We start from the raw sequence: 18,054 nt of genomic DNA on the forward strand, positions 1-18,054 counted from the left end.
TGGTCCTGGAAGAGGTTGCCGCCGGGTGGCGGCGCGGCACGGCGGCCCCGAGCCGGCCAGATGGAAAGGCCGGCGTTCATGGGCTGCGCTGCAGCGATGAATCAGTTCGAAGCGGTGCGTTTGTCCGCTGCCGGCGCCGATGCCATGGCCACGGCCTTGGCATCGACCGGCATGCCGGGCATGAAGATCTTCTGCACGCCGTCGACCACGACACGGTCACCGGCCGCCAGGCCCTTGCGCACGATGCGCAGACCATCGGCACTGCGGCCGAGCTCCACATCGCGCCGCTGCGCCTTGCCGTCCTTGTCGACCACGTAGACGTACTTGCGGTCCTGGTCGGTCAGCACGGCCTTTTCGTCCACCAGCATGGCCTTGAACTGGCCGCTGCCCAGCAGCTGCACGTGGGCGTAGAGGCCCGGCGTGAACTGGCGCTGTGCGTTGTCCAGCACCGCACGCACGCGGATGGTGCCGGTGCTGCGGGTCACCTGGTTGTCCAGGAAATCCACCCGCCCTTCGTGCGGAAAGCCCTGCTCGCCGACCAGGCCGATGCGCACCGGCAACTGACCGCCGCGTTCGTCCGGACGCTCGCCGTTGCGGGCCATCTGCGAATAGCGCAGGAAGGTGCCTTCGTCGGCATCGAAATAGACAAACACCTTGTCCAGCGACACCAGCGTGGTCAGCACGCTGGCGCTGTCGCCGGCGGTGACCAGGTTGCCGGCGGTGACCATCGCCCGCCCGGCGCGGCCGTCGATCGGCGCACGCACGCGGCTCCAGTCCAGGTTGAGCCTGGCGGTGTCTACCGCGGCCTGTGCGGCCAGCAGGTCGGCATCGGCCTGATCGGCGGCGGCGCGGCGCTGCTCCCAGGTTTCGGTGGAAATGGCCTGCTGGTCGGAGAGTTTGCGTGCACGCGCGGCTTCGCTGCGCGCCAGCGTGGCCTGGGTGCGGGCCCGCACCAGCGCGGCATTGGCGCGGGCGAAATCGGCGCGGTAGCTACGGTCGTCGATGCTGAAGAGCACATCGCCTTTCTTCACTTCCGCACCTTCGGTGTAGTTGACCTTGTCGATGTAGCCGGACACGCGCGGGCGCAGCTCGACGCTTTCCACCGGCTCGATCCGGCCGCTGAATTCGTCCCATTGGCTGATTTCCTTGATCAGCACCGGGGCGACACTGACGCTGGGCGGTGGCGGTGCGCCGGTCTGCGCAGCGCCGCCGCCACAGGCGGCAAGCACCACCGCGAGCACGGCGGCCGTCAGCACGGGACGCATGGGGAAACGGAACGGGGTGGCGTTCGGGGTCATGGAGACATCTCTCGAGTGGGGATAGGCAAATGCAGACCGGCCAGCCGGTCCACCGACGGGGCGGAGGGCAGACGACGGCTGACGGTCACGATGGGTTGTCCGGGCTGGCCAGGCCCGGCGATCAGGGAGACGGCGGCGCGCCCGACATCCACGGCACGAATCCATTCCGGACAGGCCTCCTTGGCGCGGCCGGGCGTACACACCGGTTGCTCGACCGAGAGCAGGTGCACACGCACGCCCAGCGGCTTGGCTTCTTCATGCAGCACCTGGGCCAGCATGCGGGTGGCGGCGGCGGCGACCGAGCGGTCGCCATGCGCCGACCAGGCACGCAGCGCGCAGGGGCTGCCGAGCAACAGATAGCGGCCGCCACCGTCGGCCTCGGCCAGCAGCGGCAGCAGGTGGCGGGCAGCAGCCAGATGCGGCAATACGTCGCGCTCCAGGCGGCGGCGCAACGCCGCCACCGGCCGGTCAAGCAGGCGCCCGGCCTTGGGCGGGCTACCCAGGCTGGCGATCACTGCGCCCAGCGGACGTGGGCGCTGGGCCAGCTCGGTGGCCAGGGCCAGCGCGGACGCATCGTCGGCGACCGAGCCGCGCAAGGTATCCAGCAGCGGCGAATCGCCATGCTCGGCACGCAGCGCCGCCAGCTTGGCGGCATCACGTCCAATCACCAGCACCGGCATGCCGGCGTCGAGCAGCGCGGCGACGATGCCCGCGCCCACGCTGCCCGCACCGCCTATGACCGCCGTCTCGGATTGGACCATCCCGGTCATGGGACTTTCACTCCCGACATCGGGACAATTCCACGCTGTGCCCAGCGCGCCGGCAGTCCAGTCCGCCGCGCGGGCGCGCCGCCGGCCTGCCGTTTCGGCGATGCGGCGAATGCACGCGAAACGCTGGCGCGCTGGCTTTTTGCCGAGGAAACCACCGGATCGAAAGCGCTTTCGATGGCGCTGCGGGACGCGGAAGACAAACCGAAGACATCGCACAACCACATGGCCGTGCTCCTGCATGGAGGGGATGCCGCATAAGCTAGGCCTCAAAGCAGCACTTGATTAGTCCGGATTTAGGGGAATAATCGTCCCGCAAGCGGTCTAATCCCTCCTGACCCTCGGAAGGCAGTCCCATGACACACGATCTCAACGACACCCTGATCTTCGTCAAGGTGGTCGAACAGGGCAGCTTCATTGCCGCCGCCAACGCACTTGGCCTGCCCAAGACCACCGTCAGCCGCAAGGTGCAGGAACTGGAAACGCGCCTGGGTGCGCGCCTACTGCACCGGACCACGCGTCGCATCGGCCTGACCGAAGCCGGCTCGGTGTACCACGAGCATTGCCAGCGCATCGCGCGCGAGCTGGAAGAAGCCGAAAGCGCGGTGGGGCAACTGCAATCGGGCCCGCGCGGCTGGTTGCGTTTCACCGTGCCGTATTCGCTGGGCATCACCTGGATCGCGCCATTGCTGGGTGAATTCCACGCGCAATATCCGGAAATCCAGTTGGACATGCATCTAGGCAACGAGAAGCTGGACCTGATCGGCGGCGAAGCCGATCTGGCGCTGCGCGTCGGCGCCCTGCCCGATTCGAACCTGGTCGCGCGCAAGCTGGGCAGCCTACGCACGCAGGTATTCGCCAGTCCGTCCTATATCGAGCGTTATGGTGAGCCGCTGCATCCGGACGAGCTGCAATTCCATCGCACCCTGGCGTTGCGCAAGAACCGCAATGTGCATAACAACCGTTTCTTCTGGTCGCTGAGCGATGGCAGCGACATCCGCGATTTCCCGGTCAATCCGCTGATGGTGGCCAACGACCCGGCGGCGCTGAACGGTGCGGTGTTATGCGGTGAAGGCTTGCTGCTCACCGGCGATGTGATGGCCAAGCCGTTCGTGCAATCGGGTCTGGTACGCCGCGTGCTCGCTGGCTGGACCGGGCCAGAAGTGGATTTCAATGCGGTGTTCGCCGGTGGCCGACTGGTCTCGCCAAAGGTGCGCGCGTTCGTGGACTTTTTGGTGACGCGCATGAACTTCGATGCCGACTACATGATGGCGCAATGCCCTGCACGTCTAGCTGCGCAAAAAGCCGACCACGACGCGAAGGTCGAAGTGGGCGCAGAAGCGGAACTACGCGCCGAGGGCAAGCGCATTTTGGAAAACGTCACGGCCTAAGATCGCTTCAAGCGGTCGCTCAATGGAGTAATCCTTCTCCCACTCAGGAGAAGGTGCCCAAAAGGCCGATGAGGGTACGTCTGCGAGCGATGGTTGAATGCCGGTGCGTGTTGCATCAAAGCGATGTAGCGCCAAGCCGTTGAGCAACACAGGTCCCGGACTATCTAGATCAGAAGCTTGGTTAGTCGAGTGCGCGGTGCCCTCGCCAGGCAGTCGGCTGGTGTTTTTTAAGCTCTACGCACCGACCAACTCGACTGGTCCTTGCCCGCCCACCGTCGCGGGACCTTGAGCGGCATGGATGCCGCGCCAGAGCCTCCAGGGACGGATTCACGGCGTGTCCCGCGATGGTGGGCGGGCAAGGGCCCTGCAGCACACGCAAGGATGTCGAGTGCGCGGTGCCCTCGCCGCTCGCGGGACACGCCGTTAACCCGTCCATGGGGGCTCGGTGGCGGCATCCATGCCGCCAACGGTCCCGCAATCGGCGAGGACACCGCACCAGAGAGTTGGCTGGCTGTTTTATTGAAAGCTCTGCACACCGACCAACTCGACTGGTCCTTGCCCGTTCACCGTCGCGGGACCTTGAGCGGCATGGATGCCGCGCCAGAGCTACATTGACGTACTTGTACTTGCAGCGTGTCCTGAGAGGGTGGGCGGGCAAGGGGTCTGCAGCCCAAACGCAGATCAGCCGCTTTTGATCACCAGAAATGCAGCGCAAAAAAACAGGCCGCTTTCGCGGCCTGCTTTTCAATACATCGCGGGCCAGTCGAATCGACCAACCCACGATTCAATGCAGCACACTCACCGCATGCCGGTATTGCTGGCGGCGCCTTCGGCACGCAACGGAATCAGGCGAATCTCGACGCGACGGTTCTGTGCGCGGCCGGCATCGGTGCTGTTGTCGGCAATCGGGTAACGCTTGCCGGCACCCATGGTTTCCATGCGCTCGCGCTGCACGCCCTGCGCGGTCAGGTATTGCGCCACGGCACCGGCGCGTTCTTCGGACAGGCGCTGGTTGACCGCATCGCTACCGACGCTGTCGGTGTGCCCAACCACTTCCACCATGGTCTGGTTGTACTCGCGCAGCGTGGACGCGACACCGTTGAGCGCGCTGTAGAACTGGGGCTTCAACGCGGACTTGCCGAAGTCGAAGGTGATCCCGTCGGGCAGGTTCAAGGTGATGTTGTCGCCCTGACGCTGCACTTCGATACCGGTATTGGCGGTGCGCTCGCGCAGTGCGCGTTCCTGGCGGTCCTGGTACTGGCCGACTGCTGCACCACTCAGCGCGCCGATGCCGGCACCGACCATGGCATGCTGGCGACGCTCGGTGGCGCTGTCGCCGGTAAGCAGACCTGCAGCCACACCGATGGCGGTACCGATCAGCGCATTGCGGCCGGTGCGGTTCTGCTGTTGCGTCTGCTCGCCGTATTGATCGCGCTGCACATACGAGCCGCCGGTCGCGCAGGCTGACAGCGCGATGGCGCTGGCCAGTGCAACGGCGAGGCTCTTGGTGGCTGCTGGGGACATGGTGTTCTCCTATCGCCGGACCATCCGGCGCTCAATCGTGTGCGCGAGGATAAACAGACCAACGCGACTGGCGCATGATGAAAGTGGGCGACGACGACACGCAGCGGGTTGTCCATTCAGGAAAACGTTTTCTCGCGCGCATCATGGCAACGCAGTCGTTGCGTGTCTGCCCACCGGCCGTGCAGCCGCACCAGGATGACGCGTGGCGTACTTGAAAAGCGCCACATTGCATCGGCACGCGGACCAAAATGCATTGCTGTCGCCAGTCGTCAGCCGCGCGTTTTTGCATACGCCGCCAGTGCGGCGTCACGTCCTTCGGCCAGCCCGATGATGGGCGATCGCGGATACTCCGGCGCAAGCCGTGCCAGCGACAGCGGATGTAGCCACGGAGCGAAGCGTTCCTTCACTGCAAGCTTGCCGAGCTCGGGCACCCAGCGGGTGATGTAGGCCGCTTGCGGATCGAACTTTTCTGCTTGCGTCACCGGATTGAACACGCGGAAATACGGCGCGGCATCGGCGCCGGTGCCGGCGACCCATTGCCACCCCATGGTGTTGTTGGCCAGGTCTGCATCCACCAGCGTGTCCCAGAACCAACGCGCGCCTTCGACCCAGTGCACGCGCAGATGCTTGCACAACAGGCTGGCCACGATCATGCGAACGCGGTTGTGCATCCAGCCGGTGTGCCAGAGTTGCCGCATGCCGGCATCGACGATCGGAATGCCGGTGCGGCCACGTTGCCAGGCCTGCAGAACCACCGGATCGGCCTTTGCCCACGCAAAGCCTTCGAAACGCGGATTGAGATTCCGGTTGGTGATGTCCGGGAAATGATGCAGCAGGTGATACGCAAAATCGCGCCAACCCAACTGGCGGATGTAGCCATCGATTTCGGCACCGTTGCGCGCGTTGCGATGCGCTTCCAGGGTGCCGGCAATCCGCCACGGCGCGATCTCGCCGAAGTGCAGATGCGGCGATAGCTGCGAGGTACCGACACGATCGGGTCGGTCGCGATTGTCGCGATACCCGTTGAGCGCGCCGTCGATGAAGATCTCCAGCATTTCGTGCGCGCCCGCCTCGCCAGGCTGCCAGTGCTCCCAGAAGCCGGTGTCCCACTTCACGTCCGGGCGCAGCGCCAGCGACTCCAGCGCGACGGACGGCAGCGTTGCCGGCAATGGCGGCAGGCTGCGCGGTGCCGCCACCGCGGCCGGCAGCTGCAGCTGTGTCAGCGCATTGCGCCAGAACGGCGTGAACACCTTGTACGGCCCGCCCTGCTGCGTGGAGAGCTGCCATGGCTCGAACAACAACGATGCATTGCAGCTCTGCACCTCGATGCCGCGCTCGCGCAGGTTGCGCTTGATCTGCGCATCGCGCGACTGGGTCGCCGGTTCGTATTTGCGGTTCCAGTACACTGCCACCGCACCGGTCTGGGCGATCACCTCCCCCAGCACCTGCTCGCTGCTGCCGGTCCGCACGACCAACCCACTGCCCAGCGCGCGCAACGATGCCTCCAGCGCTGCGAGCGAGTGATGCCGCCAGCTGCGCGAGGCCGCACCGGGTGTCCATTCGCCTTCTTCGTGCGGCGCATCGATATACAGCGGGATCGGCTGGTGCCCGGCATCGAGTGCGGCACGCAGGGCCGGGTTGTCCTCCAGGCGCAGATCGCGACGGAACCAGACGATGGCGTATGACATGCGGACTCGGCAGCGGCGGTGAGGCTGCGCAGCATAAGCCAGCAAACGCAACGATGGCGCGATGCCGGGCGGCGTCCACTGCCGGCATGCCGATCAGCGTGCTGCGCATGCGTACTGGCAGGCCGCGCGCCGCAATCGCTGCGCAAGTGCCAGCGCAGCGACATCGCCACCATCACGCGCCCGCGCGTAGCGGGCGACGCGGGGCATACTGCGCCACCGCCGTCCAACACCCTCCACGCGCACGGGCACCGGCCGCGCGGCCGTTACTCGAAGCTGCCCACCGAATCGTGCGCCAGATTGTCGAAACGGGTGTATTCGCCGAAGAACTTGAGCTTGCACGCACCGGTCGGCCCGCCGCGGTGCTTGCCGATGATGATCTCGGCCAGGCCCTTGTCCGGCGAATTTTCCTTGTTGTAGTAATCGTCGCGGTAGATGAAGACGATCATGTCCGCGTCCTGCTCGATTGCGCCCGATTCGCGCAGGTCGGCCATCACCGGGCGCTTGTCGGTGCGCGTTTCCAGCGAGCGGTTGAGCTGCGACAGCGCGATCACCGGCACGTTGAGCTCCTTGGCCAGGCCCTTGAGTCCACGTGAGATTTCCGAGATTTCGGTTGCGCGGTTCTCGCTGTTGCCCGGCACCGACATCAGCTGCAGGTAGTCGATCACGATCAGGCCCAGATCGTGTTCGCGCTTGAGCCGGCGGCACTTGGACCGCAGCACCTCCGGCGACACGCCAGGCGTGTCGTCGATGAAGATCTTGGTTTCCTTCAGCATCTTGATCGCGCCGGTCACGCGCGCCCAATCCTCGTCTTCCAGCGCGCCGGTGCGCAGACGCTGCGCGTTGATGCGGCCGTTCGACGAGATCAGGCGCATCGCCAGCTGCGAGGCGGACATTTCCATCGAAAAGACCGCCACGCCCTTCTTGGATTTGATCGCGGCGTATTCGGCGATGTTCAGCGCAAAGGTGGTCTTGCCCATGGCCGGACGTGCCGCCAGGATGATCAGGTCGGTCGGCTGCAGGCCGGCGGTCATCGCGTCGAAATCGGTGTAGCCGGTGGGAAGGCCGGTGATGTTGCCGCCGTTTTCAAACCGGTTGCGCAGCTCTTCGAAGGCATCCTTCAGGGCGCCCGGCATCGCCACGAAATCGGTGCGGCCGCGCGCGCCGGCTTCGGCGATCTTGAACACCGCTTTTTCCGCGGCCGACAGCAATTCCACGCTCTCGCGGCCTTCCGGCTGGAAGCCATCGTTGACGATGGTGGTCCCCACCTCGATCAGCTGCCGCAGCACCGCCTTGTCGCGCACGATTTCCGCATAGGCGGCGATGTTGGCCGCCGACGGCGTGGTGCTGGCCAGCTCGATCAGGTAGGCGCCATCGCCCACCTGCTCCAGCTTGCCCTGCGACTCGAACCACTCGCCCAGGGTCACCGCATCGAACGGGCGGTCCTTCTCGTTCAATTCGCGGATGGCGCGGTAGATCAGCCGGTGATCGCGCCGGTAGAAGTCATTTTCGGTGAGCTGGTCGTTGACCCGGTCGAACGCGTCCGGCGCCAGCATCAGCCCGCCCAGCACCGCCTGTTCGGCCTCGACCGAATGCGGCGGTACCCGCAACTGGTCCAGACGCGGCTCGGGACGATCGTAATCGTCGTCGTCGCGATCGCGATTGCGCTTGGAACGGAAACCAGGACGAGCAGACATGGACGAACAGACCTGACGCGGGGAGACGAGGGCAGGAAGCATAGTCATCGGCGGCGCCGACGACCATGCACAACTCTGTGGATAACTGGTGGACAGCCGGTGCATCAGCGTTGTACGCCACCGCTGTCGCAGCGGCCTCCACGATGACTCACCCCCGCGCACTGGGCCGCTCCGGCCTGCAGGCCGAGACGCCCGCCCCGCCTGGGTTTGCGGCATGCCCCCGGCCCGTCCGGCAGGCCTGGGCCGGGCCGGGAATCGCTGTGGTCAACTCAGCGCTTGGTGCGCTCGATCAGGCCCAGGAAGGCGTCGATGAAACCCTGCAGGAACGCGCGGCTGTCGGCGTTGGCGAGCTGGTCATCCGGTCCGAACAAGCCGTCCTTGTACTGCAGGAACGCCTCCGGCTGGCCGAGCACATGCATGTTCAGGTAGGCCAGCACGTTGCGCAGGTGCTGCTGAGCGGTGGCGGTGCCGATGGCGCCGACCGAGATGCCGACCACCGCTGCCGGCTTGCCGGAAAACGCGCTGTCGCCATACGGGCGCGAGCCGGTGTCCAGCGCGTTCTTGAGCACGCCGGGGATCGAGCGGTTGTATTCGGGGGTCACGAACAACACCGCATCGGCGGCGCGGATCTGCTGTTTCAGGCGCGTGCCTTCGGCCGGGAAGTCGCCATCGCGATCCTGGTTGTACAACGGGATATCCCCGATTTCCACGTACTCGAGCACTGCCTTGTCGCCGGCCAGATGCTCCAGCGCGCGTGCCAGCTGACGGTTGTACGACGCTGCGCGCAGGCTGCCAACGAGGACGGCGATGGTGAACTTGCTCATGGGAACGCTCCATTGGGGAAACCAGCGCCCGACTCTAGTCAGCCCGACGCGCACACCCGGTGAAACGCCTGCGCCGCCTCAGCGGCTCAGCGCCGCCCGCTGCGCGCGCCAATGCGCCTGCCATGCCTGGAACATCAGCACCGTCCACAGGTGCGTATGCCATTTGCGCTCGCCGCCGTTGAAGGCGCGCCAGAGCCCGGCCACGGTATCGGCGGCAAACACGCCCTCGCGCTCCAGCGTGCCATGCGCCAGCAGATCGTCCGCCCAGCCGTGCAGATCGCCGCGCAACCACGCACTGACCGGCGCGCCGAAGCCGCGCTTGCCGCGGTACACCATCGGGTCGGGCAGGTAGCGGCACAGCACGCGCTTGAGCAGGTACTTGCTGACGCCATCGCGGTACTTGAGCGACAACGGCAACGACCAGGCGAACTCGGCCACGCGCCAGTCCAGCAACGGCGCGCGCGCTTCCAGCCCCACTGCCATGGTGGTGCGATCCACCTTGCACAACAGATCGTCGGGCAGGTAGGCGGCAAAATCGGCCAGCATCATCGCGTCGGCAGGGGTGCCCGAGCCGTGCAGCGGGTCGGCCAGGCTGTAGAAACTGTCCGGCTCGGTGGCGCCCAGCACCACTGCGGCCGGATCGCGCCAACGCGAGATGCGGTTGCGGTAGATGTCGCCGATGCCACGCGCGCCGGCCTCGGCCACCAGCGCGGCCAGCCCGCCGGTGCGCGAGGACTCGCCGTTGCTGCGCGCCGCCACCGCCATCAGCCGGCGCAGCGGGCCCGGCACCAGGCCGTGCATGCGCCAGTTGCGCAGCGCGCGCTGGTAGCGGCCGTAGCCGAAGAACAGTTCGTCGCCCCCGTCGCCGGACAGCGCCACCGTCACCCCACCGCGTGCCAGCCGCGCCACCAGCGCGGTCGGCACCTGCGAGGCATCGGCAAACGGTTCGTCGAACATGTCCGGCAAGGTCGGCACCACCGCCAGCGCGTCGGCGCCGCTGACATACAGCTCGGTGTGGTCGGTATGCAGATGGGTGGCCACTTCCCGCGCCAGCGGCGCTTCGTCGTGATGCGAGCCTTCGAAACCAATGCTGAAGGTGTGCACCGGCTGGGCGCTCTGCGCCTGCATCATCGCGGTCACGATCGACGAATCGGTACCGCCGGACAGGAACACGCCCACCGGCACGTCGGCCACCATGCGCAGCGCCACCGCATCGCGCAACACGCTGTCCAGTTGCTCTTCGGCCTGCGCATCGGTGCCGGTGAACGGCGCTGCCAGCGCGCGCTGCATCGCTTCGCGCGCATTCCAGAACGGCAGCTGCGCCTGGTCGGGCCGGTGCGCGGCAGCGCCCGCCGCCACGGTCTGCGCGTCCATGCGCAGCACCCGGCCGGGCATCAGCTTGAAGGTGTGCTCGTGGATGCAGGCCGGGGCCGGGATATAGCCCAGACGCAGCAGCAAGGTCAGCGCGTTGCGATCGACGCCATTGTCGAAATCCGGGTGCTGCCACAACGCCTTGAGTTCGGAACCGAACACCAGGGTGTCGCCGGCCCAGCCGTAGTACAGGGGCTTTTTGCCCACCCGGTCGCGTGCAAGAAACAGACAGTTGTCGCGCTCGTCCCACAGCGCGATGGCGAACATGCCGTTGCAGCGGGACAAGGTGTCGTCCAGGCCCCACTCCACCACCGCCGCCAACAGCACCTCGGTATCGGAATGACCGCGGAAACGATGCCCCAGCGCCGCCAGGGCCGCGCGCAACTGCGCGAAGTTGTAGACCTCGCCGTTGTAGGCCAGCACATAGCGGCCGTCGGCCGAGCGCATCGGCTGATGTCCCAGCGGCGACAGATCCAGGATGCTCAGCCGCTGGTGCGCCAGCGCCACGCCGGCCTGCGCATCGCACCAGGTGCCGGCATCGTCGGGGCCGCGATGACGCACGGCCGCGCCCATGGGGCGCACCAGCGCATCGAGCTGCTCGCCGTGCAGGCGCGGCGAGGCCAGCAGCAATCCTGCCAATCCGCACATCCTCAGCGCCCCTGCGACATGACGGTGGCCGGGCGAGAAGCGCCGGCACACCGCGCACTGCCGGCCTGCCGGCCTTGGCCCGAGTGCGCGGGTGCCGATCCAGCGCCCTGCCCGCCCCCACCTGCTCCGCAGTTGGCTGCAGCAGAACCGGCCACCCGCACGCAGCGTGCGCCGCTCATGCCGCCACCGCCGCAGGGGTCGGCATCGGCACGAATCCAGGCAGCGCCTGCACGCGTTGCAGCCAGGCACCGATCGCCGGCCAACGCTCCAGATCGAAGCCGCCATCTGCCGCGCAATGGGTGTAGGCAAACAAGGCAATGTCGGCAATGCCGTAATCGGCGCCGGTGAACCAGGCGTGCTGCTGCAGGTGCTGTTCCATCACCGCCAGGGCCTGTTCGCCGCGCGCGCGCAGTTGCGGCAGTTCCGCGTGGCGCGACGCATCGCGCGGGGTCCACAGGCTGATGAAACGCGCCACCGCCACGTACGGCTCATGGCTGTACTGCTCGAAGAACATCCAGCTCAGGGCCTGCGCGCGCTGCCAGGCATCGGTGGGCAGGTACGGCGTGCCTTCGGCCAGCCAGAACAGGATCGCATTGGATTCGGTGAGCACGCGGCCGTCGTCGCGCTCCACCATCGGCACCTTGCCGTTGGGGTTCTTGGCCAGGTACTCGGGCGTGCGGCTCTGCCCGGCCACGCTGTCCACTTCGACCCAGTGATACCGGCTGCCCAGCTGCTCCAGCAGCAAGCGCACCTTGTAGCAATTACCGGAGCTGGACATGCCATGCACGGTCAACGGGGGACGCACGGTCGACATCACACTGGCTCCGCGGCAACAACGAGGGGCTGGCAGTGTCACAGCCCTTTGCGGCTTTGCAAAGCCCTGCGCAGGGTGCTGGCCGGCCATCGCCGGCGGAGTGCGCGCTGCCAGCGCAGGAGCCTGCAGCCGATGTGGGCCGCATCCCGCCTCAGCCCATCGCCACGATGGCGACCGGCACCCCCAGCACCGCCAGCAGCACGCCCAGCAGCGACAGCGTCAACGCCCAGGCACCGAACGCGCGGCTGCGCGCACAGCCGGTCGTGCCGGCCACCGACTGGATTGCGCTGATCGACCACCACACCGCCCCGAGCATCAGCAGCAGCACGCACACCGACAGCTGCGCCATGCCGGCCGGGTCGCTGGCCCCGGTGCGCAGCAGCCCCACCCTGCCCTTGAGCGCCACCAGCGCAGCGAGCACGCACACCAACCATGGCAGGACACTGCCGGCCATCACCGGCAGCAGGCGATCGAAACGCGCAGCGCTGCCCATCCAGCGCAACAGCACCGTGAGCAGCACGCAGCCCAGCGGCAGCAGCGCACCGACGGCGACGACGCCCGCCAGCTGCATCCACCACGGCAGCGCGTGCAGCCACATCCACGTCGACACCAGCGTGGTCACGACGAACACGGCCCACGCGCTCATGCGCAACCGGCCTTGTTGCGGCATGCGTTGCGCCGTGCCATGCGGGTTGAACAGCATCCCGCCCAATCCGCCAGCACGCCACCACGGCAGGCACGCCAGTACCAGCACGATGAGCGCCAGCAGCCCGGCCAACGGTTCGCCCAGCGCACGCCAGTCCGGTGGCTGCGAGCGCCGCCGCGGCTTCAGATCCTGATTGAAGTACAGCAGGTCGCGCGCACGCTCCATGTCGGCCGATGCACGTGCCACCTCCCCGGCGGGAATGCGATCGGTAAAACGCTGCCATTCGCCCACGATGACCAGGCGGTCATCGCGCATTGCGATCGTGCGCGAGAAGCGGAACCAGGGGTTGGCCACGATCTGCGTGTCGCTCTCCACGGTCACCGCCGGGTCGGCCTGCACGCGCACGGTCTGCCGTGCCAGCTGCGGTCCACCCAGCGCCAACGGGCTCTTGCGCGCCTGCGCGGGCAAGGCCTGCATCCACTCGCCGAGCTGGAACAACGGGAAGCCGAGCTCGTCGCCTTCCCTGGCCGGCCATTCCAGCCGATAGGTTTCGTGAGTGCGCACGTTTAGCGCGTCGGCAGCGTCGATGGTCGGCTCGCTCACCTGGGTCAGCGCGGTGTAGTAGTGCTGCATGAACTCCAGATAGTGCTCGCCCACAGCGGGCGCACCATTGGTTTCGAAACCCGACGCCACCTGCTCCCCGCGCCCCTGCCGGTAGATGGTGTCCACCGCAAAGCGCGCCACGCGCTGCGGCTTGCGCAGCGACACCACCACGTCCTCGACCACCTCGACCTGCGGCAACGTCGGCATGGGCGCCGGTACCGCCACCAGGGCGTCCTGCCCGGCCAGCACCGGCAATCCGCGCACGAACGGCAGCGGCCGGCGCTGCGCAAGCACACCGTCCTCGCGGTCACGCGTGGCATCCACCCAGATCTCGCCCTGGGGCAGATGCGCACGCACCACCACATGGTTGAACGCGTACGGACTGGGCAGGCGCTGGTCCAGCGAGCCGCCCTTGTCGCTGCTGACCAGCACCGGCTCGGCGCGGATGCCGGCCAGCTGCAGCAGCGCAATCAACAAGGTCGCCTTGTCCTTGCAATCGCCATAGCGGTTGCGCAAGGTCACTTCCGGCGCATGCGGGGCGTGCGAGTTCTCGCCCATGTCCAGCCCGACGTAACGGATCTCGCCCTGCACGAACGCCACCGCGCGCAGCAACGCGTCCTGTGGATCGTCGCTGCGCAGCCGCAGGCTCTGCGCCATGCCGGCGGCCACCTGCGCGTCCTTGAATGCATCCGGATACAGCTGCGCCGCCCACGCCGCGACCGCCGCCCAGTTGCCGGCGGTGGAGATCTCGATCAACCCGTATGGGTCGACATCGTCGGGAGCGTCCTTTTCCGGCTGCACGGCGGCGATCGTGCGTGCGCCGATGTTCAACAGCGCGACCCCGTCCGCGGTGCTGACGTTTCGGCTGAAGCCTGGCGCGCTGATGCGCCACCGCAACGCCATCGCGGCGGGGTAACGCACGCGGACCTGACGTTCGCCCAGCGGCACCCCATAGCGTGCATCGAACACGTCGTGATAGCCCTTGCCGAAGACCGGATTGCTGCCGGTGATGGTCACGCCATAATCGACCCGGTCCCCCACGCGCAGATCCGGCAGGGTGATCGACAGGGTCAACGCGCCATCGATCAGGCCATCTTCCAGCCCGCTTTCGCGGCGCAGACGCGCGTAGTGGGCCCGGCCGCGCATGTCGATGCGCTTGCCGTCCCGCCACACGTCCAGGCTGTTGAGTTCCAGCGTCTGGTACTGCGGCTGATAGTCGACGGAAATCTGGCCGGCCTCATCCAGGCTCTTGGCACGTTGCACCGTGTAGCTCAATCGCCGGTAGGCGCGCGGCGCGCGTCCGGTGAGATCGACCTGGTCGGACACCAGCTCATAGCGCAGCCCGCTCGCGCCCGGCACATGCTCGGGCACCGCATCGGCCACCACCCATGCCGGCACCGGCGCCATCGTGGGCGCCTCGCTGGCCTGCGCCGGTGCGACCGCCCCGGCGGTGATCGCACACCACACCCACACCATCCACATCACGCCACGCAGGCGTCCCACCCCATCCTTGCCGATCAACACCCGCTCCTCGTCAAAACGCATTGAACCCCGTCAACGCACGCCCTACCACCAGCTGATGCACGGTTTCGGTGCCCTCGTAGGTGATCACCGATTCCAGGTTCAGCGCATGCCGGATCGCCGCATGCTCGGTGGTGATGCCCGCCGCGCCCAGCAGCTCGCGGCATTCGCGCGCCACGTCCAGCGCCATGCGGCAATTATTCCACTTTGCCAGCGAGATCTGCTCCGGTCGCACGGTGCCGGCGTCCTTCAGCCGCCCCAACTGCAACGCCAGCAACTGGGCGGTGGCAATGCGCCGCGCCATGTCGGCCAGCTTGATCTGCGCGCTCTGGGTGGCCGCCAGGGGCCGGCCGAACAGGATGCGCTCGCCGCTGTATGCCAGCGCCTCGCGCAGGCAGGCTACCGCCGCGCCGATTGCGCCCCAGGCGATGCCGTAGCGGGCCTGGTTGAGGCAGCCCAGCGGCGCCTTCATGCCGGCCGCGTTCGGTAGCCGCATGGGTTCTGGCACGAATACGTTGTCCAGAAACAACGCCGACGTGACCGACGCACGCAGGCTCATCTTGTGCGAGATGTCCGTCGCACCAAAACCGGGGCTGTCGGTCTCCACCAGAAACCCGCACACGCCATCATCGGTCTGCGCCCAGATGACGGCCAGGCCGGCAATGCTGCCGTTGGTGATCCACAGCTTGGCACCGTTCAAGCGCCAACCGTCGCCCTCGCGCACCGCGCGCGTGGTCATGGCGGCCGGGTCCGAACCACCTTGCGCCTCGCTCAGCCCGAAGCAGCCGATCACCCGGCCGGCGGCCATCTCCGGCAGCCAGAGCCGGCGTTGCGCCTCGCTGCCATAGGCATGGATTGGATACATTCACAGCGAGGACTGCACGCTGACAAAACTGCGCACCCCGCTGTCGCCACGCTCCAGTTCCTGGCAGATCAGCCCATACGCCACCGCGCCCAGGCCCGCACCGCCATGTTCCACCGGCAGGCTGGCGCCCAGCACGCCCAGGCCCGCCAATTCCGGCACCCACTCGCGTGGAAACCGCGCGGCGTCGAAGGCATCGCCGATGGCCGGCAGCACGCGGCTGTCGGTGAAGCGCGCCACCGCATCCTGCACTGCCCGCTCGTCGTCGGTGAGCAGCGCACGCACATCGAACAGATCATCGGCACGCACCGGCATCGCCGCTTCCAAGCAGGGAGTTAGGGCAAGTATCCGTCAGTTGCCGGGCGCACGCGGCCTCGTGCGCATGGGCGCGGGCAAAAAAAGAGCCGGCGATGCCGGCTCTTGTTGACGCAGTAGGCTCAGCCCATCACTGGCGGCTGCTCATGCCGTCCTGACGGATGCCCGCATCTCCCGCGGTCGAGGCGGTCTGGGTCACCAACTGACCATCGACTACCGCGAGGCGATCGCTCGCCGGCTTGTCGTTCATGCGCACGGTCTTTTCGAACCCGTCGTAGCGATACGTCACGTCGTAGGCCACCACGTTGTCGGCATCGCCCAGCGAAATGCGCTCGCCCGGCTTGTTGTCCATCCGCATGGTGCCGGTGGTGCCATCGGCATTGCGGTAGGTCACGTCATAGCCCACCACGCGCGACGACGAGGAGTTGGCATTTTCGGTGTGGCACTGGCGCTCGGTACGATCCACTACGCGGCCGCCGACATGGTTACGGTCCACGCGGTTGCCGATGAAGCCGCCGCCCACCGCACCTGCGGCCGTGGCCAGCTTGCGGCCGTTGCCGCCACCGACCTGGTTACCGATCAGGCCACCGATGACCGCGCCGGCCACGGTGCCGCCGACGTTGCCATCGCGCTCGGGCAGGCGCTCCTGCACCACGACGTCGCGGCACACTTCGCGCGGCGAAGAGCTGGTGGTGGTTTCGCGGATGGCGTTGCTGTTGATGACCTGGGCGTACTGCGGCTCGCGCTGGGTGATCGGGGCGACCCGAACCACGTCGGCGTATTCCAGACCGCGCGGCGCCGGCTGGCCATTCGCCACAAAGTCGCCCGACGACGGGCGATTATTCATGAAGGCGGCCGTAGCCACGCCTCCAACCAGCAAGGCACCAGCAGCGACCAGTATAGTTGTCGTATTGCTCTTCATAACCAGCTCCCTGCGGACGCACCGCGTTGTTGACGGCGTGATTCCAGCATGTGAACCCTGAACGAAAACGCCCTCGCTCATGAACGGCTCGGTTAAGTTCAGCTAGCGGTTACTTCATGCACTTCTAACAGGCGGAGCTCTCGCATGCGAAATCCTCTCACCGCACGCGCCCTGGAATGGGCGGCCAAGCTGCGCTATCCCACGTTGTTCAAGCTGGCAGCCACGCTGTTCGTGGTGGATGTGCTGGTGCCGGATGTCGTGCCATTTGTGGACGAACTGCTGTTCGGGCTGACCACGCTGCTGCTGGCGAACTGGAAAACCCGGAAGGCGCCGCTGCCGGCATCGGTGCGCCGCGACTGATGCAGTTGATCGACAGCCACTGCCACCTGGACGCGAGCGAATTCGATCACGACCGCGCCGAGGTGATTGCGCGCGCACGCACGGCCGGCATCCTGCAGCAGGTGGTGCCGGCGATCACTGCCGCCAGCTGGCCGGGCCTGCGCGAGGTCTGTTCACAGGCGCCGGGACTGCATCCAGCCTACGGCCTGCACCCGATCTTTCTCGACCAGCACCAGCCCGACCATCTAGAGCTGCTGGCCGAGTGGATCACGCGCGAGCGCCCCTGCGCCATCGGTGAGTGCGGTCTGGATTTCTATCTGGACGGCCTGGACGCAGGCGCGCAACGCGACTATTTCGATGGGCAATTACGCCTGGCCAAGCGCTTCGACCTGCCGGTGATCGTGCATGCACGCCGCGCCACCGAAGAAGTCATCGCCCGCATCAAGGCAGTCGGTGGCCTACGTGGCGTGGTGCACAGCTTTGCCGGCAGCCCCGAGCAGGCGCAGCAGTTATGGAAGCTGGATTTCCTGATCGGCCTGGGCGGCCCGGTCACCTACCCGCGCGCCAATCGCCTGCGCGGCCTTGCCGCACGCATGCCGCTGCAACAGCTGCTGCTGGAAACCGACGCACCGGATCAGCCCGACGCCAGCATCCGCGGCCAGCGCAACGAGCCGGCATTGCTGCGCACGGTGCTGGACTGCATCGCGCAGCTGCGGGGCGAAGATGCCGCCGTCATTGCCGAGCAGACCACGGCCAACGCGTGCCGCCTGTTCGGTTTGCCGGCCTGGCCTGGTCCGCGCAGCGCACTGCCGCAGCGCGGGTGATGC

The 18,054-nt window shown here is 67.1% G+C and carries 14 protein-coding genes and 1 pseudogene; 3 read left to right on the forward strand and 12 right to left on the reverse strand.

Annotated features, from left to right (window positions below):
* Positions 1 to 101: 101 nt before the first annotated feature.
* Genes XnspCFBP7698_RS09135 through XnspCFBP7698_RS21635 form a run of 3 tightly spaced genes read right to left on the reverse strand, consistent with a single transcriptional unit; the run spans position 102 to position 2,292 of the window.
* On the reverse strand, positions 102 to 1,298 hold the full coding sequence (locus XnspCFBP7698_RS09135) for an efflux RND transporter periplasmic adaptor subunit (protein WP_047696765.1): 1,197 nt from the start codon (positions 1,296 to 1,298) through the stop codon (positions 102 to 104).
* Positions 1,295 to 2,068, reverse strand: coding sequence for an SDR family oxidoreductase (locus XnspCFBP7698_RS09140; RefSeq protein WP_047696767.1), 774 nt, complete (start codon positions 2,066 to 2,068; stop codon positions 1,295 to 1,297). The genes XnspCFBP7698_RS09135 and XnspCFBP7698_RS09140 overlap by 4 nt, the downstream gene beginning before the upstream one ends.
* Positions 2,065 to 2,292 (reverse strand): hypothetical protein, encoded by a 228-nt coding sequence (locus tag XnspCFBP7698_RS21635; protein ID WP_104580159.1) that lies wholly within the window; start codon positions 2,290 to 2,292, stop codon positions 2,065 to 2,067. The genes XnspCFBP7698_RS09140 and XnspCFBP7698_RS21635 overlap by 4 nt, the downstream gene beginning before the upstream one ends.
* A 129-nt stretch (positions 2,293 to 2,421) precedes the next feature.
* Between XnspCFBP7698_RS21635 and XnspCFBP7698_RS09150 the strand changes: the two genes are divergently transcribed.
* Positions 2,422 to 3,456, forward strand: a complete 1,035-nt coding sequence (locus tag XnspCFBP7698_RS09150) for a LysR family transcriptional regulator (RefSeq protein ID WP_039403332.1) — start codon at positions 2,422 to 2,424, stop codon at positions 3,454 to 3,456.
* 798 nt (positions 3,457 to 4,254) lie between these two features.
* Here XnspCFBP7698_RS09150 and XnspCFBP7698_RS09160 read toward each other — a convergent pair.
* From XnspCFBP7698_RS09160 to XnspCFBP7698_RS09200, 9 genes and pseudogenes are all read right to left on the reverse strand, one after another.
* Positions 4,255 to 4,980 carry an OmpA family protein gene (locus XnspCFBP7698_RS09160; protein ID WP_039403338.1) on the reverse strand — a complete coding sequence of 242 codons (726 nt, stop codon included), beginning with the start codon at positions 4,978 to 4,980 and terminating at the stop codon, positions 4,255 to 4,257.
* Positions 4,981 to 5,249: 269 nt separating this feature from the next.
* Positions 5,250 to 6,668: a deoxyribodipyrimidine photo-lyase gene (locus XnspCFBP7698_RS09165; RefSeq protein WP_104579965.1), complete on the reverse strand. Its 1,419-nt coding sequence runs from the start codon at positions 6,666 to 6,668 to the stop codon at positions 5,250 to 5,252.
* A 263-nt stretch (positions 6,669 to 6,931) separates the two neighbouring features.
* Entirely contained in the window at positions 6,932 to 8,362 is a 1,431-nt protein-coding gene (locus XnspCFBP7698_RS09170; RefSeq protein ID WP_039403345.1) for a replicative DNA helicase, read from the reverse strand.
* Between the two features lie 269 nt (positions 8,363 to 8,631).
* Positions 8,632 to 9,186 carry an NADPH-dependent FMN reductase gene (locus XnspCFBP7698_RS09175; RefSeq protein WP_104579966.1) on the reverse strand — a complete coding sequence of 185 codons (555 nt, stop codon included), beginning with the start codon at positions 9,184 to 9,186 and terminating at the stop codon, positions 8,632 to 8,634.
* A 78-nt stretch (positions 9,187 to 9,264) separates the two neighbouring features.
* Entirely contained in the window at positions 9,265 to 11,205 is a 1,941-nt protein-coding gene (asnB, locus tag XnspCFBP7698_RS09180; RefSeq protein WP_104579967.1) for an asparagine synthase (glutamine-hydrolyzing), read from the reverse strand.
* A gap of 175 nt (positions 11,206 to 11,380) precedes the next feature.
* The gene (locus XnspCFBP7698_RS09185; protein WP_199680122.1) at positions 11,381 to 12,019 is read right to left on the reverse strand and encodes a glutathione S-transferase family protein; all 639 of its coding nucleotides are present in this window, start codon (positions 12,017 to 12,019) and stop codon (positions 11,381 to 11,383) included.
* Positions 12,020 to 12,170: 151 nt separating this feature from the next.
* A complete protein-coding gene (locus XnspCFBP7698_RS09190) occupies positions 12,171 to 14,744 on the reverse strand; it encodes a DUF3857 domain-containing protein (protein WP_233548978.1) in 2,574 nt (857 codons plus the stop codon).
* 58 nt (positions 14,745 to 14,802) lie between these two features.
* A pseudogene (locus XnspCFBP7698_RS09195) lies at positions 14,803 to 15,978 on the reverse strand (acyl-CoA dehydrogenase family protein).
* A 118-nt stretch (positions 15,979 to 16,096) separates the two neighbouring features.
* Complete coding sequence (locus XnspCFBP7698_RS09200) at positions 16,097 to 16,888, reverse strand: glycine zipper 2TM domain-containing protein (RefSeq protein WP_047693557.1); 792 nt, start codon at positions 16,886 to 16,888, stop codon at positions 16,097 to 16,099.
* Positions 16,889 to 17,032: 144 nt separating this feature from the next.
* Between XnspCFBP7698_RS09200 and XnspCFBP7698_RS09205 the strand changes: the two genes are divergently transcribed.
* Both XnspCFBP7698_RS09205 and XnspCFBP7698_RS09210 read left to right on the forward strand, forming a co-directional pair.
* The gene (locus XnspCFBP7698_RS09205; protein WP_047693558.1) at positions 17,033 to 17,248 is read left to right on the forward strand and encodes a DUF6116 family protein; all 216 of its coding nucleotides are present in this window, start codon (positions 17,033 to 17,035) and stop codon (positions 17,246 to 17,248) included.
* Positions 17,248 to 18,051 carry a TatD family hydrolase gene (locus XnspCFBP7698_RS09210; protein ID WP_104579969.1) on the forward strand — a complete coding sequence of 268 codons (804 nt, stop codon included), beginning with the start codon at positions 17,248 to 17,250 and terminating at the stop codon, positions 18,049 to 18,051. Before XnspCFBP7698_RS09205 ends, XnspCFBP7698_RS09210 begins: the two co-directional genes overlap by 1 nt.
* Positions 18,052 to 18,054: the final 3 nt, after the last annotated feature.

This window comes from Xanthomonas sp. CFBP 7698 (assembly GCF_003600855.1).
GTDB lineage: Bacteria > Pseudomonadota > Gammaproteobacteria > Xanthomonadales > Xanthomonadaceae > Xanthomonas > Xanthomonas cannabis.

Coding starts and splice junctions, on each gene's coding strand:
- XnspCFBP7698_RS09140 (WP_047696767.1), bottom strand. CDS start 2,068: ATGACCGGGATGGTCCAATCCGAGACGGCGGTCATAGGCGGTGCGGGC.
- XnspCFBP7698_RS09200 (WP_047693557.1), bottom strand. CDS start 16,888: ATGAAGAGCAATACGACAACTATACTGGTCGCTGCTGGTGCCTTGCTG.
- XnspCFBP7698_RS21635 (WP_104580159.1), bottom strand. CDS start 2,292: ATGTGGTTGTGCGATGTCTTCGGTTTGTCTTCCGCGTCCCGCAGCGCC.
- XnspCFBP7698_RS09175 (WP_104579966.1), bottom strand. CDS start 9,186: ATGAGCAAGTTCACCATCGCCGTCCTCGTTGGCAGCCTGCGCGCAGCG.
- XnspCFBP7698_RS09150 (WP_039403332.1), top strand. CDS start 2,422: ATGACACACGATCTCAACGACACCCTGATCTTCGTCAAGGTGGTCGAA.
- XnspCFBP7698_RS09205 (WP_047693558.1), top strand. CDS start 17,033: ATGCGAAATCCTCTCACCGCACGCGCCCTGGAATGGGCGGCCAAGCTG.
- asnB (WP_104579967.1), bottom strand. CDS start 11,205: ATGTGCGGATTGGCAGGATTGCTGCTGGCCTCGCCGCGCCTGCACGGC.
- XnspCFBP7698_RS09170 (WP_039403345.1), bottom strand. CDS start 8,362: ATGTCTGCTCGTCCTGGTTTCCGTTCCAAGCGCAATCGCGATCGCGAC.
- XnspCFBP7698_RS09135 (WP_047696765.1), bottom strand. CDS start 1,298: ATGACCCCGAACGCCACCCCGTTCCGTTTCCCCATGCGTCCCGTGCTG.
- XnspCFBP7698_RS09185 (WP_199680122.1), bottom strand. CDS start 12,019: ATGTCGACCGTGCGTCCCCCGTTGACCGTGCATGGCATGTCCAGCTCC.
- XnspCFBP7698_RS09165 (WP_104579965.1), bottom strand. CDS start 6,668: ATGTCATACGCCATCGTCTGGTTCCGTCGCGATCTGCGCCTGGAGGAC.
- XnspCFBP7698_RS09160 (WP_039403338.1), bottom strand. CDS start 4,980: ATGTCCCCAGCAGCCACCAAGAGCCTCGCCGTTGCACTGGCCAGCGCC.
- XnspCFBP7698_RS09190 (WP_233548978.1), bottom strand. CDS start 14,744: ATGGTGTGGGTGTGGTGTGCGATCACCGCCGGGGCGGTCGCACCGGCG.
- XnspCFBP7698_RS09210 (WP_104579969.1), top strand. CDS start 17,248: ATGCAGTTGATCGACAGCCACTGCCACCTGGACGCGAGCGAATTCGAT.